Source organism: Limnohabitans sp. (assembly GCF_031538885.1).
GTDB lineage: Bacteria > Pseudomonadota > Gammaproteobacteria > Burkholderiales > Burkholderiaceae_C > Limnohabitans.
Map to the genome: position 1 here is coordinate 19,452 of NZ_JAVKLW010000004.1, position 13,662 is coordinate 33,113.

Annotated in this window: 14 protein-coding genes; 6 read left to right on the forward strand and 8 right to left on the reverse strand. The window is 58.2% G+C overall.

Going from position 1 to position 13,662, the window contains the following annotated elements; all coding sequences use genetic code 11:
• Positions 1 to 100: 100 nt before the first annotated feature.
• Positions 101 to 1,111, reverse strand: a complete 1,011-nt coding sequence (hemB, locus tag RMS03_RS00290; protein WP_310625132.1) for a porphobilinogen synthase — start codon at positions 1,109 to 1,111, stop codon at positions 101 to 103.
• A gap of 127 nt (positions 1,112 to 1,238) precedes the next feature.
• On the opposite strand from hemB, the gene queA reads away from it, so the two are divergent.
• Together queA and tgt are read left to right on the forward strand one after the other, a co-directional pair.
• On the forward strand, positions 1,239 to 2,324 hold the full coding sequence (gene queA, locus RMS03_RS00295) for a tRNA preQ1(34) S-adenosylmethionine ribosyltransferase-isomerase QueA (protein WP_310625133.1): 1,086 nt from the start codon (positions 1,239 to 1,241) through the stop codon (positions 2,322 to 2,324).
• 10 nt (positions 2,325 to 2,334) lie between these two features.
• Entirely contained in the window at positions 2,335 to 3,525 is a 1,191-nt protein-coding gene (gene tgt / locus RMS03_RS00300) for a tRNA guanosine(34) transglycosylase Tgt (protein ID WP_310625134.1), read from the forward strand.
• 26 nt (positions 3,526 to 3,551) lie between these two features.
• Here tgt and RMS03_RS00305 read toward each other — a convergent pair whose 3' ends face one another.
• From RMS03_RS00305 to RMS03_RS00335, 7 genes are all read right to left on the reverse strand, one after another.
• The gene (locus RMS03_RS00305; protein ID WP_310625135.1) at positions 3,552 to 4,826 is read right to left on the reverse strand and encodes an FIST N-terminal domain-containing protein; all 1,275 of its coding nucleotides are present in this window, start codon (positions 4,824 to 4,826) and stop codon (positions 3,552 to 3,554) included.
• On the reverse strand, positions 4,823 to 5,464 hold the full coding sequence (locus RMS03_RS00310; protein WP_310625136.1) for a PhaM family polyhydroxyalkanoate granule multifunctional regulatory protein: 642 nt from the start codon (positions 5,462 to 5,464) through the stop codon (positions 4,823 to 4,825). The genes RMS03_RS00305 and RMS03_RS00310 overlap by 4 nt, the downstream gene beginning before the upstream one ends.
• A gap of 62 nt (positions 5,465 to 5,526) precedes the next feature.
• Complete coding sequence (locus RMS03_RS00315; protein WP_310625137.1) at positions 5,527 to 6,021, reverse strand: copper chaperone PCu(A)C; 495 nt, start codon at positions 6,019 to 6,021, stop codon at positions 5,527 to 5,529.
• A 15-nt stretch (positions 6,022 to 6,036) separates the two neighbouring features.
• Positions 6,037 to 6,579 carry a YcnI family protein gene (locus RMS03_RS00320; protein ID WP_310625138.1) on the reverse strand — a complete coding sequence of 181 codons (543 nt, stop codon included), beginning with the start codon at positions 6,577 to 6,579 and terminating at the stop codon, positions 6,037 to 6,039.
• Between the two features lie 22 nt (positions 6,580 to 6,601).
• Complete coding sequence (locus RMS03_RS00325) at positions 6,602 to 8,626, reverse strand: TonB-dependent receptor (RefSeq protein ID WP_310625139.1); 2,025 nt, start codon at positions 8,624 to 8,626, stop codon at positions 6,602 to 6,604.
• 164 nt (positions 8,627 to 8,790) lie between these two features.
• Positions 8,791 to 9,141, reverse strand: coding sequence for a DUF2946 family protein (locus RMS03_RS00330; RefSeq protein WP_310625140.1), 351 nt, complete (start codon positions 9,139 to 9,141; stop codon positions 8,791 to 8,793).
• A gap of 46 nt (positions 9,142 to 9,187) precedes the next feature.
• The gene (locus RMS03_RS00335; protein WP_310625141.1) at positions 9,188 to 10,153 is read right to left on the reverse strand and encodes a fumarylacetoacetate hydrolase family protein; all 966 of its coding nucleotides are present in this window, start codon (positions 10,151 to 10,153) and stop codon (positions 9,188 to 9,190) included.
• Between the two features lie 11 nt (positions 10,154 to 10,164).
• Between RMS03_RS00335 and RMS03_RS00340 the strand changes: the two genes are divergently transcribed.
• The 4 genes from RMS03_RS00340 to RMS03_RS00355 all read left to right on the forward strand — a co-directional run bounded on the left by RMS03_RS00340 (position 10,165) and on the right by RMS03_RS00355 (position 13,427).
• Positions 10,165 to 11,250, forward strand: coding sequence for a DUF3108 domain-containing protein (locus RMS03_RS00340; protein WP_310625142.1), 1,086 nt, complete (start codon positions 10,165 to 10,167; stop codon positions 11,248 to 11,250).
• A 59-nt stretch (positions 11,251 to 11,309) separates the two neighbouring features.
• A complete protein-coding gene (locus tag RMS03_RS00345; RefSeq protein WP_310625145.1) occupies positions 11,310 to 11,591 on the forward strand; it encodes a DUF3567 domain-containing protein in 282 nt (93 codons plus the stop codon).
• A 96-nt stretch (positions 11,592 to 11,687) separates the two neighbouring features.
• On the forward strand, positions 11,688 to 12,533 hold the full coding sequence (gene purU / locus RMS03_RS00350; RefSeq protein WP_310625143.1) for a formyltetrahydrofolate deformylase: 846 nt from the start codon (positions 11,688 to 11,690) through the stop codon (positions 12,531 to 12,533).
• Between the two features lie 15 nt (positions 12,534 to 12,548).
• Positions 12,549 to 13,427, forward strand: a complete 879-nt coding sequence (locus RMS03_RS00355; protein WP_310625144.1) for a LysR substrate-binding domain-containing protein — start codon at positions 12,549 to 12,551, stop codon at positions 13,425 to 13,427.
• Positions 13,428 to 13,662: the final 235 nt, after the last annotated feature.

Sequence of the window (13,662 nt, forward strand, 5' to 3'; positions counted from 1 at the left end):
ACCACAGGCGCACGTTTGTGACCCAGGTTTTGGCCAGTGTCAGCGCTGCCCACAGAATATGCGCTGGGCGTTTGCGACAGACGAATTTCTGGCAAGTGCATCAAGCCAAGCCGTGTAGTTTCTTCGCGGCGTCAATGGCGAAGTAAGTCAATACGCCGTCGGCCCCTGCGCGCTTGAAGGCGAGCAAGCTTTCCATCATGACGGCATCGTGGTCGAGCCAGCCGTTTTGCGCAGCGGCTTTGAGCATGGCGTATTCGCCGCTGACTTGGTAGGCGAAGGTGGGGACTTTGAACTCGTCTTTCACGCGACGCACCACATCCAAGTAGGGCATGCCGGGTTTGACCATCACCATGTCCGCGCCTTCGGCAATGTCCAAGGCAACTTCGCGCAAGGCTTCGTCGGTGTTGCCTGGGTCCATTTGGTAGACCTTTTTGTCGCTCTTGCCTAAGTTCGCGGCAGAGCCCACGGCATCGCGGAACGGGCCATAGAACGCACTGGCATATTTGGCGCTGTACGCCATGATGCGGGTGTGGATGTGGCCTGTGGCTTCGAGCGCTTGGCGAATCGCGCCGATGCGCCCGTCCATCATGTCGCTGGGGGCCACGATGTCGACGCCTGCATTGGCTTGCGTCATCGCTTGCTGGACCAGTAGGGCTGTGGTTTCGTCGTTCAGGATGTAGCCCGTGTCATCGAGCAAGCCGTCTTGGCCGTGGCTGGTGAAGGGGTCTAAGGCCACATCGGTCATCACGCCGAGATCGGGGAAGCGTTTTTTCAGTTCGTGCACTACCTGCGGCACGAGGCCCTCGGGATTGGTGGCTTCAAGGCCGTCAGGCGTTTTGAGGTGGCCGCTGATGACGGGGAACAGCGCCATCACGGGGATGCCGAGCTTGACGCATTGCTCAGCCACGGGCAGCAGCAAGTCGAGGCTCAAGCGTTCCACGCCCGGCATGGAAGCGACGGCTTCGCGGCGTTTGTTGCCTTCAAGCACGAAGACGGGGTAGATCAAATCGTTCACGCTCAACGCATGTTCGCGTACCAAGCGACGTGTGAAGTCGTCACAGCGCAGACGGCGGGGGCGGTTGGCGGGGAAGGCGGCGAATGGGTGTTGCATAGGTGAAATTGTGCCTGTTTGTGCAGACCTTCCTTAAGTCTTTTCCTCGAAGCGCTTGAGATACAAACAGCCGTGCGAAAATCACGGCTGTTTTTACTTGGAACGGGCCCGTCCGGCCCTCAAGCGCATGTCACATACTTATACCCTCAGCGATTTTGATTTCGAACTGCCTGAGTCCCTGATTGCCCAGCACCCCGCCTCTGAACGCAGCGCTTCGCGTTTGCTCGATGGCCGCCAGGCTGAGTTTGCCAATCGCACCTTCAAAGACCTTCCCTCGTTGCTGAAAGGCGGCGACTTGCTGGTGTTCAACGACACCCAAGTGGTGAAAGCCCGCCTGTTTGGCGAGAAACCCACAGGAGGCAAGCTGGAGCTGTTGGTCGAACGCGTGTTGACCAACCACGAAGTCGTGGCCCACATGAAGGTGAGCAAAAAACCGCCTGTGGGGACCGAGCTGTTGATGAACGGCGGGCCACAAGTCGGCGGCTTCACCGCCACGCTCTTGGGCCGCTGGCCGACCGTTGATGGAGCGCTGTTTCGCTTGCAGTTCAGCGACGAACCGCACACCCTCATGCAGCAGTACGGCCACATGCCGCTGCCGCCCTACATAGCCCGCCACCAAAACACCGCTGACGCGCAACACGAAACCGAGGAAGACAAAGCCGAGGACGAGCGCCGTTACCAAACTGTGTTTGCCAAGCACCCGGGCGCAGCCGCTGCGCCGACTGCCGCACTGCACTTTGACGAAGGCGTACTGACGGGGCTTGCGGCGCAAGGCGTGTCACGCGCCAGCGTCACGCTGCATGTGGGTGCGGGCACGTTTCAGCCGGTGAAGACCGAGAACTTGGCCGAACACCGCATGCACAGTGAGTGGTACAACATCCCCGCAGAAACCATCCAAGCCATTGCCGATTGCCGCGTACGCGGTGGCCGCGTGGTGGCGGTGGGCACGACCAGTGTGCGCACACTAGAGAGCTGGGCGCAAAGTGGGTTTACCAGTGGCGACACGCACATCTTCATCACGCCTGGTTTCACGTTCAAGGTGGTGGATGTGCTCATCACCAACTTCCATTTGCCCAAGAGTACCTTGCTCATGTTGGTCAGCGCGTTTGCAGGCTTTGAGCACATGCATGCGTTGTATCGCCATGCCATTGCCCACCAATACCGATTCTTCAGCTACGGCGACGCCATGCTGATTGAGAAAAAATCTGCTTGAAAGACCGACCATGTTGAAGTTTGACGTTCTCAAAAACGACACCCCTGTCGCAGACGGCAGCTACGCAGGCAGCCACGCCCGCCGCGGCACGCTCACGCTCAACCACGGCGTCGTGCAAACCCCCATCTTCATGCCGGTGGGGACCTACGGCACCGTCAAGGGCGTGATGCCGCGCAGCCTCGAAGAGATGGGCGCACAAATCATTTTGGGCAACACCTTCCACCTGTGGATGCGCCCCGGCCTCGACGTGATGCAAAGCTTCGGTGGCCTGCACGACTTTGAGCGTTGGCACAAACCCATCCTCACGGACAGCGGTGGTTTTCAGGTGTGGTCCCTCGGCGCCATGCGCAAGATCACCGAAGAAGGGGTGACGTTTGCTTCGCCCGTGAACGGCGACAAACTGTTCATGTCGCCCGAGGTGAGCATGCAAATTCAAACCACACTCAACAGCGACATCGTGATGCAGCTCGACGAATGCACACCCTACGAAACCAAAGGCCATCGCACCACCGAGGCCGAGGCTCGCAAATCGATGGAGATGAGTCGCCGCTGGGCCGCGCGCAGCAAGGATGAATTTGCACGGCTTGAAAACCCCAACGCGCTGTTTGGCATCGTGCAAGGCGGCATGTTCACCAACCTGCGCCAAGAGTCGCTGGACGCCTTGGTGGAGATGAACTTCCCCGGCTACGCCATTGGCGGCGTGAGCGTGGGCGAGCCCAAAGACCAAATGCTAGAAATCATGGCACACACACCGCACCGCTTGCCCGAGAACAAGCCACGCTACTTGATGGGCGTGGGCACGCCCGAAGACTTGGTGCAAGGCGTGGCCGACGGCGTGGACATGTTTGACTGCGTGATGCCCACACGCAACGCGCGCAATGGCACCCTCTTCACCCGCTTTGGGGATTTGAAAATTCGCAACGCCCGCCACAAGGCAGACCACGGCCCGCTCGACAACACCTGCACCTGCTACACCTGCGCAGGCCACACACGCGCCGATGGCACGACCAGTGGCGGCTTTAGCCGTGCGTACTTGCACCACTTAGACCGCTGCGGCGAAATGCTCGGCCCCATGCTCACCACCATCCACAACCTGCACTACTACCTCAACCTCATGCGCGAAGTGCGCGAGGCTTTGGATGTCGGCCAGTTTGGTGCGTTCCGCGCCAAGTTCAAGGTAGACCGCGCACGCGGCGTTTAAAACCACGTCACAAGGCAGCAGCGCAATCAAGCCTCAGTGATGAACACCGTCAACACGCCGGTGTAACCATGCAGCGCTTGGTGGGCAATCTCGCCGCTGGCAAAAAAACCCACCAACGGCACATCGCCCAAAGTGCGACGGACAATGTGCATCTCGGCACTCTCACCCCCAAAGTGAGGGCCGCCACGTCCCGCGCAGCTCACGTAAATTGCACCGGCCATGCGACGGGCTGGGTGTGGGTGGATGCTGGCGTCTTCACGTAGTGCACTCGCCAAATCGGCGGTCATTTCTTCAGGCTCTAAAGCCTCACGAATTTCGGCACAAATGCGCTTCAAGTCGGCACGTGCGGCCGCTGCGTTGCGCTGACAAAACGTGAGGCGCATGCCCACGTCTACCAGTTGCGCCACGGCCACTGCATCACGCTCGGGGTCGATGCCAATGATGTGGCGCACCAGTACCGCGTCGTCAAACTCGCCCGTGCGTTTCACCGCGGGGTCATGCGCATCTGACAAACCCACCAAGGTGGTACGCACTTTGGCGATGGCAGGTTGCTTGTCGGTCAAATTAATTTTTAAATCACGCGTCAACACATGCAGCGCGGGTTCACCATCTAAGGTGAGCACCACGTTGTTGTCTGCGCTGGTGATGATGTGCGTTGGTGCCACAGGCAAACAGCCTTGCGTGACACGCGACACCATGGCCACTTCGGCATCAAACGCGACGCCACTCAAACCACCATGAAACACGCCTGTGGCTTTACCTTGGCCCGCCATATTGCCGTCGCCATTGAGGGCAAACTGCACCACCTCGCCTCGGCTGGCCGACAAGCCACCAAACACATAGCCTCTGGCCGTGCGTTGGGCCAATTCAGCAATCAGCTCGGGCACATCAGGCGTGCCCGCATCGGCATGGAGCAGTGCGGTGTGCGGCACAAAACGGCCACCGAGTGAAGTACCCGCTTGCGCCAAAGGCGCCACGCCGCTGAACACGCGGTAGTGCTCTGGCGAAATGTCACACAGCATCACGCTGAGTGCAGGCTCGTCAAAGTACTCCACGTTGTTGGCCGCAACGCCCACGCCCACCGTGCCCACCCAATCGGTGACTTCGGGCAGCTCGGCGCTCAGGTGCGACAAGATGTCTTGCGCATCTTGGGCATAACGGTCCGTGATGTAGAGCAGCCCAAGCGACGGTGCATCCGCGTACTCGGGCAAGGCCATGTGCGCGCGCAATTGCGCCAGCACCAAACCTGCGGCCATCTCCCACTGTGGATGGGTGGCGTGCCCGTAGGGGAAAAGATTCATCGCTTGGCTACGGTTTTACGGGCAACGGCTTTGCGGGGTGCGGGTTTGGCTGCGGCCTTCTTCGCCGCAGGCTTGGCCGCTTCGGTTGAAGCATGCGCGTGGGCGCGGTGTGCCATGTCGTTCATGGCATGTCTGGCAATGTGCTGAAACTGGTCTGTCAACGCGCCCCACCAATGCGAGGGATCAACAACGCCTGCCGCCGCTGCTTTTTTGCTGCGCGACTTGCTGGCTTTAGGTGGTGCCTTGGGCGCTTCTGGCTCGGGCTCTGCCTGTGCAGGTGCGGCTTGTGTGAATGTGTATTTGGGCGGCGCAGCCTCTGCGGCCTCTTGCGGCTTGACCTTGAGTGACTTGGCCAAGTCGTGCAAGCTCATGTTCATCCCCTTCAAGGTGTTCAGCGTCATGCGCTGCACCTCAAGGGCTTGAATGGTGGCGCCCACAGCCTTGCTGTTTTGTTCTAACCAAAACTGGACGGTCTTGAGTTCTTGAATGCGCTTGTCGAGCTCTTCAGGGTCTAAGGTAGGGGCGACCCAACCTGACGCGCCTGAGGCAGCGGAAGTGTTGGCACCGGGCGTGAGATTTTTCAAAAAGTCAAAGCCTGGAACGAACTTGGTGAAATCAAAACTGGCAGGGTTGGCCATGGCTGTCTCCTGTATGTATAAGTCACATTAAACCAAACCTCAGCCCACGCTTGGCTGACAGCTCAGTGCTTGTGATCACCGTGCTGGTGATCGCCCGCTTTGGGTGGCTGCATCATGGGCGCTTGCATGCCCACTGGCACCTTCAACTCGATGTTGGACTTCACGCCTTTGACGTCTTGGAGCGTCAAGGTCACAGGCACGGTGGTGTCTTTGACCAAAGGGGCTTTTAAGTCCATCAACATGACGTGATAGCCACCAGGTTTGAGATTGACCGCTTTACCGGCGGGTAGATCAAGGCCGTTGGGCAACGCTGCCATTTTCATCACGTCTTTGTCCATCTTCATTTCGTGAATTTCGGCCACGCCTGCGACGGGGCTGCTCACGCCCACCAGCTTGGTACTGTCGTTGGCAGTGAGGGTCATGAATGCGCCCGTGGCCTTTTGGCCTTGCACTGTGGCGCGCGCCCATGCGTCGGTGACGACCACGTTTTGTGCAAACGCGCTAACAGTGCACACGGTGGTGAGTGCGGCGGCGATGAGATGTTTAGAAAACTGCATATGAACTCCTTGGGGTTAGTGATGATGTTCGTGCGCGGCCTTGGGCTGCACCTCCAGTAGCGCCGCAGGCGACTTTAAACCGCGTGTCAATGTGCCATTGGCGGGGATCTCTGACCAATCATTTTGACCGTTCTCACAGGTCTGCAAAATCTTGATCCACAAGGGACCAGCCTGCTCGGGCAAACGTCCCATGAAGGCAAATTCGTCAAAGTGATCATCTGGCAAATTGGTAGCTTGGCTGGCCGCGGTCCAACGCAGCTCCACCACATCCTCAGTCACTGTTTTGCCGTGGCTGTTGTAGGGCTTGTCCAATTTGGCTTTGCGGGTGGTGAGAGTCCAACCCAATTTGGGCTGCGGCTTGGCCCCTTGAAAACCTGTGGGGATTTGCACGACGAGGCCGCGAGTTGATTCGCCATTGCAACCGTGGCCGACCCGCAGCGTGGCTTTGTAGTAACTGCCAGCAACCGCTTGCGGTTCAGACAGCACGATGTGTGCATGGGCGATTTGAACGCCGCATAAAGCCAAACAGGCGGCAAAGATGACGTGCGTGTGTTTCATTTATTCAAATCCTCAGGGTGAATCAATCGAACTTGGCTTCAATGCCAAAGTAAAACGCGCGCCCATCGCCTGGGTAGTACAAGGCTGCGGTGTTTACACCCGCCAAGTTGGCGGAGATGTTGCTGTCTGCGGCATACCTTTTGTTCGTCAAGTTACGTGCATCTGCAAACCACGACCATGTTTTGTCAATGGCTTGGCCCGCTTTGAAGCCGAACAAGGCGTAGCCATCACGGTAAACCGTGTTGGTGTTGTCCATCGGTGCTTGGCGTGGCACCCACTCCAATTTCGGCCCAGCATAAATGCTGGGCTTGCCGTTGATCGCTGCACCAAAACGGTAAAGGCTTTCTGCACGAACAAGGAGGGGCGGCAAGCCTGGCAGTTGGTTGTTGCCGTAAGCTGCGTTGCCCACGAAGTTGAAGTCGCTGTAGAGCAACGCCATACGGCTGCCGATTTGGTTCGCGTACAAATGGCTAAGCCCCAACTCAACGCCTTGGTGCATGGACTTTGGCACGTTGGTCGTTGTCGGGCTTTGACAACCCGCAACAACGCAAGCGCTCAAAAATTCGTTTCTCAAGTGTGTGCGGTAATAGGTTGCATCCCAGCCATATTGGCTGTTGTCGTCTGTCGCCTCGCCGCGTGTGCCTACTTCAAACGTTGTGCCGCTTTGGGCTTTGGTGGCTAAAGTTGTTGTCCCCGCCAAGCCATGAATCGGCGCTTCGAAGTTTCGGCTCACGCTGGCGAAAATTTGGCGCTGGGGCGTCAAGTCGTGCGTCACACCCACACGCGGGCTCCATTGGCTGAAGTTGTGGTCGTAGTTGTTGCTTGCGGCAACCACATCCGAAACTTTGCGATTCGCTTTGTCGTACTGCAATGCGCCCACCAAAGTTGTCTTGTCAGAGATGCGGTATTTGTCCTCCACAAAGAAGGTGTGGTTGGTGGATGTTTGTGCGTAGTCGGATGTGGGCTTGCCTGTCACCAACCCACTGGCATGTGGCGCGTGCGACGTGCCTTTGGTCGTTCCTGTGCTTGGTAGATAGGCAACCGTGAACTGGTTTGCACCTGATGTGTTAGTGAGCTTGAGATGGCCGCCTTGCGTATCAACTTTTTGCTGAATCACACCGAATGAAATCGGATGCCACAGGTTGTAGTGCATGGCATAGGCGGCAAATTCATACACATTGTTGCCGTCGCGAACGGTTGTTTTGTTGGCAACGCGTTGTGAATCCACGTCACGCCGCTGGTTGTTGTCATGGACGAAGGCTGCGCCCGAGTTGCGGATGTTGGGGGTCGATTCCAACTGCGCTTTGGTCAAATAGCCTGGCAATTGGGTGCGGCTGCGAACGGCGGCCACATAAAAACGGGACTCCACATCGCGGTTCGCTTTCACGCCAAAGTTAGCCAACAGCTTTTGGTTTTGCATTTCTGCATGTTGGCGAAAACCGTCTTGTTGGGTTTGTGAACCTGCCACGTAGTAGTCCCACGCATTGCCGCCCGACTGCGTCGGCTTCGCCACACCCGCCATGCTGCTAAAGATTTTGTTGTAACCGAAACTACCCGCTTCAGCCTTGCCCACAAACGAGGGGCTTGTATAACCCGCCGGCGCCACAAAGTTGATAGCGCCACCCAAGGTGGTCGCGCCATAGGGGGTGGCATTTGGGCCGCGCAATACTTCCACATAACGTGACGCATTGGGGTCTAAGGTCTGCATGTCAAACATGCCATCGGCGTAGTTGATAGGCACACCATCTTGCATCACCTTCGTGCCAAAGCCGTGATAGGTACGGCTAAGGGCGGAGCCACGAATGGAAATACGCGCCTCTTCTGAGCCAAATCGGTCTTGGATAAACACGCCTGGTGTCAAGCCAAGGCTGTCGCTCCAAGTTGATTGACGCCCTTCACGCACTTGATTCAAGTCAACAACAGATGCGCCACCGGGAATGGTTTTGACATTTTCTTTGGCACTCTCAATGGAGCTTTGTGTCAGCGACTCCGCCTTGCCCGTGACCACCACCGTGTTGAGTTCGTGGACATTTTGATTTTGCGCCATGGCCGTACTTGATAAGACAAGGGCTATCGCCCCAACGATGTGGGATAGTTTTCGTTTTTCCATAAATTTTTCCTGAAATCTCGATGACTAATGCGTACGCCAATAGGCGGCACAAAGCCAACAAACTAGGCGGCGGCTTAACAGCCAATCGCCCGCTTTAACGATCAAAGGAAAAGTGCAGGGGGCCCACGCGATGGCAGCGGAGGCGCAGTGACGGCCGCAATGTGCGCTGCCGCAATGGGCTGCACGGCATGGGCCAGTGGGGAGGGTTGGGCCAACATGGTGTTGACCTCGGGCGGTGGCGCAGTGTTGGCCACGCACAAAGGGCAGTCCATCGTTTTGGCAGGTGCAGCGCTGCCATCGTCGCCATGCACGACCAGCTTTATCATGCCAGTGCCAGTACACACCACATCCATGGGGTTGAGCACGGGTGAAGCAATGGCCACGCCTACAGACAACGCAAACCACACCAGCACGAGGCGGGTGATGTGGAGGGCATTGCGAAACTGTTGCATGGTCAGAATTATGACACCCATTAATAAAGCCTTGACGGCGTCGCGTTTATGGGTTGAGTGATGTCAGCGTTTGGTCAATCGCCCCGAACATGCTTTGGCCCTCTTTGCCTTTGGCTTCGATGCGCAGTGTGTCGCCCCACCTCATGAACGCGGTAGTGGCATTGCCGTCAAGCGCAGTTTCCATGGCGCGTTTTTCGGCGATGCAACCATAGCCCTTGGGCCATTCGGTTTTTCCGTTTTTCTCGACCCCAGCGTTGCTGAGGGTGCCACTGCTGACGAGGGTGCCCGCACGCACAGGACGCGTTTTGCACGCATGCGCCATGAGTTGGCCAAAGTGATCGCGCATGTCTGAGCCTGCATCGCACATGCCCACCTTGCGGCCATTCCACGCCACTTGCACGGTGAGGTGTACACACCCGTTGTCCCATGCGTCCCCTAACTCGTCGAGCGTGACCGCCACAGGACTGAATGCAGCAACAGGTTGGCTTTGCAGGCTGTGGGATGCAGCCAAGCTGCGCAGCGTGACATGGTTGCTGAGCATGACCAAGCGCACCGCCTCTAGCGCCTCGTTTACCGATGAACCCAGCGCCAAGTCGCCGGTGATGACGACGATTTCAGCGGAGAAATCAGCCTCCAATTTTTCGCTGGCACACACCAGCGGATCTTGCGCACCCAGCAACCGGTCGCTGCCCGCTTGATGCAGCACCAAGCCTGCTTCCGTTTGACCGAGCAACGCGGTGTGGCTGGGGTACGCCGCCCCCCTGAGACGCTGATAGGCGCGTGGTAAGGGTGCCATGCACAAGGCAGGATCAAACGGGAAGGCGTGACGCGCTTTGCCGTGGTTCAAGGTGTCATACAAATCTTGCAGTTGCGGGGCGATGAAGCCCCAATCGTCCAAGGCTTGCTGCATGCGGCTGGCAATGCCCGTCGCATAATGCGCGGTGCTCAAATCGCGCGACACGACAACCAGTTGCCCGTCACGCGTTCCGTCTTTGTATGTGGCTAATTTCATGCCACGATTCTATGAAAGATCGCCACACCGCCATGCACGCCCGTGCCCTGCCCTCGCAGCCCCACCATTTGCAACGCAAACATGCGGTGCTGTTGGTGGTGGGGGTGTTGCTGCTGCACCTGTGGCTGTTGGCAGGTGCGCCTGTGTGGCTCGCTCCCGACTCGGGCAAACCACTGCGCACACAAGCCTTGGTGACACGACAAATTGAAGTGGCCGCGCCGCGTGCGCCACAAGTGCCCCAGCCTGTGCGGCCCGCGCCCGCCAAACCAGCGCCAACCGCCACCGCAGAAGAAGCCCCCGCAGAGGCGGGCGCAAACAACCAAGCGGTGAAGTTTGATGACCTCGGGCAAGACCTCACGGCCCCCGTCGGCCTGCCGGCACGCAGCGCCGCTGCCGTGGACTTGCCCCCTTACAAACGCGCAGGCAGCGAAGGCCTGACCGAGGTGACGGCCTTCAAGGCGCCAGACTCTGCCCTGCTGAAATACCAAGTGCAGGGCCAAGCCAAGGGCTTTAATTACTGGGCCTCTGCCGAATTGCTGTGGCTGCAAGATGACAAAGACTACGAAGCCCGTTTGGAGGTGAGCGCCTTTTTGCTGGGCTCGCGCGTACAAATCAGTAAGGGCATACTGGGGGCAGAGGGCATCATGCCCACCCGCTTTGGCGACAAAACCCGCAGTGAGTTGGCGGCCCATTTCCAGCGCAACAAAGGCATCATCAGCTTCAGCGCCAACTCACCCGATGCCCCACTGCTCAAAGGCGCGCAAGACCGCTTGAGCGTGGTGCTGCAACTCAGCAGCTTGCTGGCAGCGGACCCGACTCGTTTCCCGGCGGGCACCATGCTGTCGTTCCAAACCGTGTCACAACGCGAGGCCGAGGTGTGGCAGTTCTTGGTGGAGAAAGAAGAAATGCTGCAACTGCCATTTGGCGAGATCAGCGCCATCAAACTCAACCGCAAACCACGTCGCGAGTTTGACCAGCACATTGAGTTGTGGTTTGCGCCCACCTTGGGCTATTTGCCTGTGCGTTTGCGCATCACCAACGCCAATGGCGACTTTGTGGACCAACTTTTAAACAAAGTCGAAAAGCCCCGCCCTTGAATTTGGCCGTTTGAATCCGATATGCTTAGATGAAATTCGTTTTCCGTCGAAAGAACCCCATGGACATGCTTTACAACTCTGACACGTACTCCGTGATGCACCTTCAGGTGCAAGATGACGCGTGGGTGCCTGTCCGCCCTGATGTGCCTGCACTGGCCCGCCACGGCTTTGAGATCGTGGACAAGCGCTCAGGCAAAGAGATTTACCTCGAAGGCTCTTGGGCCGAGCAGTTCCAAGTCCACCTGCGCGCTTGGCAAGAAAACGCCCCCACCCAAGAAGAGGTGGAGGACACCTTGGCGGGCTACGCCGAGCTGGCCCAAAACCCAGTCGTGGTGCACTGAGCCTGCACCAAGAAGACACGCGTAGGACACCAGGGCGCTGCGGCGCCCTTTTTAACGCGCCCTTTTTGACGCCTCGTCAAACCTACAATCGCCGCCATGACTGCCTACATCCTTAATTTGTCTTGCCCTGATCGCCAGGGCATCGTGTACGCCGTGTCTGGCTTTTTGCTAGAGCGCCAAGGCAACATCGAAGAAGCCGCCCAATACAACGACCACGACACGGGCCTGTTCTTCATGCGTGTGCAATTTGCGTGTGACGCCGTGGGCCAAAGCGACTTACGCGCACAGCTCGCCACCTTTGCCGGCACCTTCGGCATGAAGTGGACCCTGCACGACACCACCCAGCCCATGCGCACCGTCTTGATGGTGAGCAAAGAAGGCCATTGCTTGAACGACTTGTTGTTCCGCGTCAAAAGCGGACTGCTGCCTTTGGACATTCGCGCCATCGTCAGCAACCACCGCGAGTTCTACCAATTGGCGGCCAGCTACAACGTGCCGTTCCACCACATCCCCGTCACAGCAGCCACCAAAGCACAAGCCGAAGCCAAAGCCTTTGAGGTGATTGAGGCTGAAGGCGCGGAGCTGGTGGTGCTGGCGCGCTACATGCAAATCTTGAGCGACGACTTGTGCAAAAAGTTGTCTGGCCGCGCCATCAACATTCACCACAGCTTCTTGCCCAGCTTCAAGGGCGCCAAGCCCTACTACCAAGCGCATGACCGTGGCGTCAAACTCATTGGCGCGACCGCCCACTACGTGACGGCAGACTTGGACGAAGGCCCCATCATCGAGCAAGACGTGGCCCGTGTAGACCACAGCAAAACCGTCGAAGACTTCACCGCCCAAGGCCGCGACACCGAAAGTCAAGTGTTGGCCCGCGCCGTCAAATGGCACAGCGAACACCGTGTGCTGCTGAATGGCCACAAGACCGTCATCTTCAAATAGGCCTGCGTTATCCACATGAGCGCCAGCCGCATCCCGCCCATCCAGTGCTTGCTCACGTTTGAGGCCTTGGCGCGGTTGCGCTCGGTCACCCAAGCCGCGGAAGAGCAGTGCGTCACACCCAGCGCGGTGAGCCACCGCGTCAAGCAGCTCGAACAGCTGCTGGGCGTCAAGCTGTTTGGCCGTGCGGACTTTTCACTCACCACCGAAGGCAGCGAATACCTTGCCCATGTGCGCGAAGGCTTGGCCATTTTGGAGCGCTTCCCTGGCAAAGACGGCAGCACGGCTCCTGGCAAACGCAAGCTGCGCTTGGCCATCACCCCCACCTTTGCGCGCTCCATCGTCATGCCACGCTTGCGCCAGTTTGCCGATGCCTACCCTGAGATTGACCTCACGCTGCAAGTGAGCATCCCGCTGCTCGATGTGGTGGCCGAAGACGCCGACCTGACCATCCGCTTTGGCACAGGCCGCTACGCCGATGTGGAGCATGTGTGCATCATGAAAGACGATGTGACGCCCTTGGCCTCGCCCGCCTACATCCGCGAACACGGCCCGTTTGACACCCCTGAAGACTTGGCTGACGCCACACTGCTGCGCAGCCCCTTGGAGCCTTGGCGCACGTGGTTTGCCGCGCACGACCAAGACTGGCCGGAGCCGATTGACGGCAGCAGCTTCAACGACATTGGTTTGGTCTGCGACGCTGCGGCCCAAGGCTTAGGCGTGGGCTTGGTGCGCTTGAAGCTAGGCGCACCGTGGCTAGAGAACGGCACACTGGTGCGCATCTTCCCGCGCCAAGTGCCCAGCCCGCACGGGCATTACCTGTGTTGGCGCACGGGCGCGATGGACCGTTGGGAGTGTGCGGCGTTTGCTGATTGGCTGAAGAAGGCTGTTCCTTAAGTCTCGCTTACAAAGGGTTTTCCATGCGGGACTGAACTTACCCTGAAAATTACAATATTAGAAATTTTGTATCAGCTTTATCCCCTTACCTAAACAAAGGCGGATTCAAGGACGAAGTGCAACAAAGATGAACTGGTTATAGGTGGCTGAGGATGCGAGAGCATCATGGCCGCTTTAACCGCCAAGTCGAAGTTGCCCAATGTACAAGCACCTCAGCCGAGAAGAACGATACCAA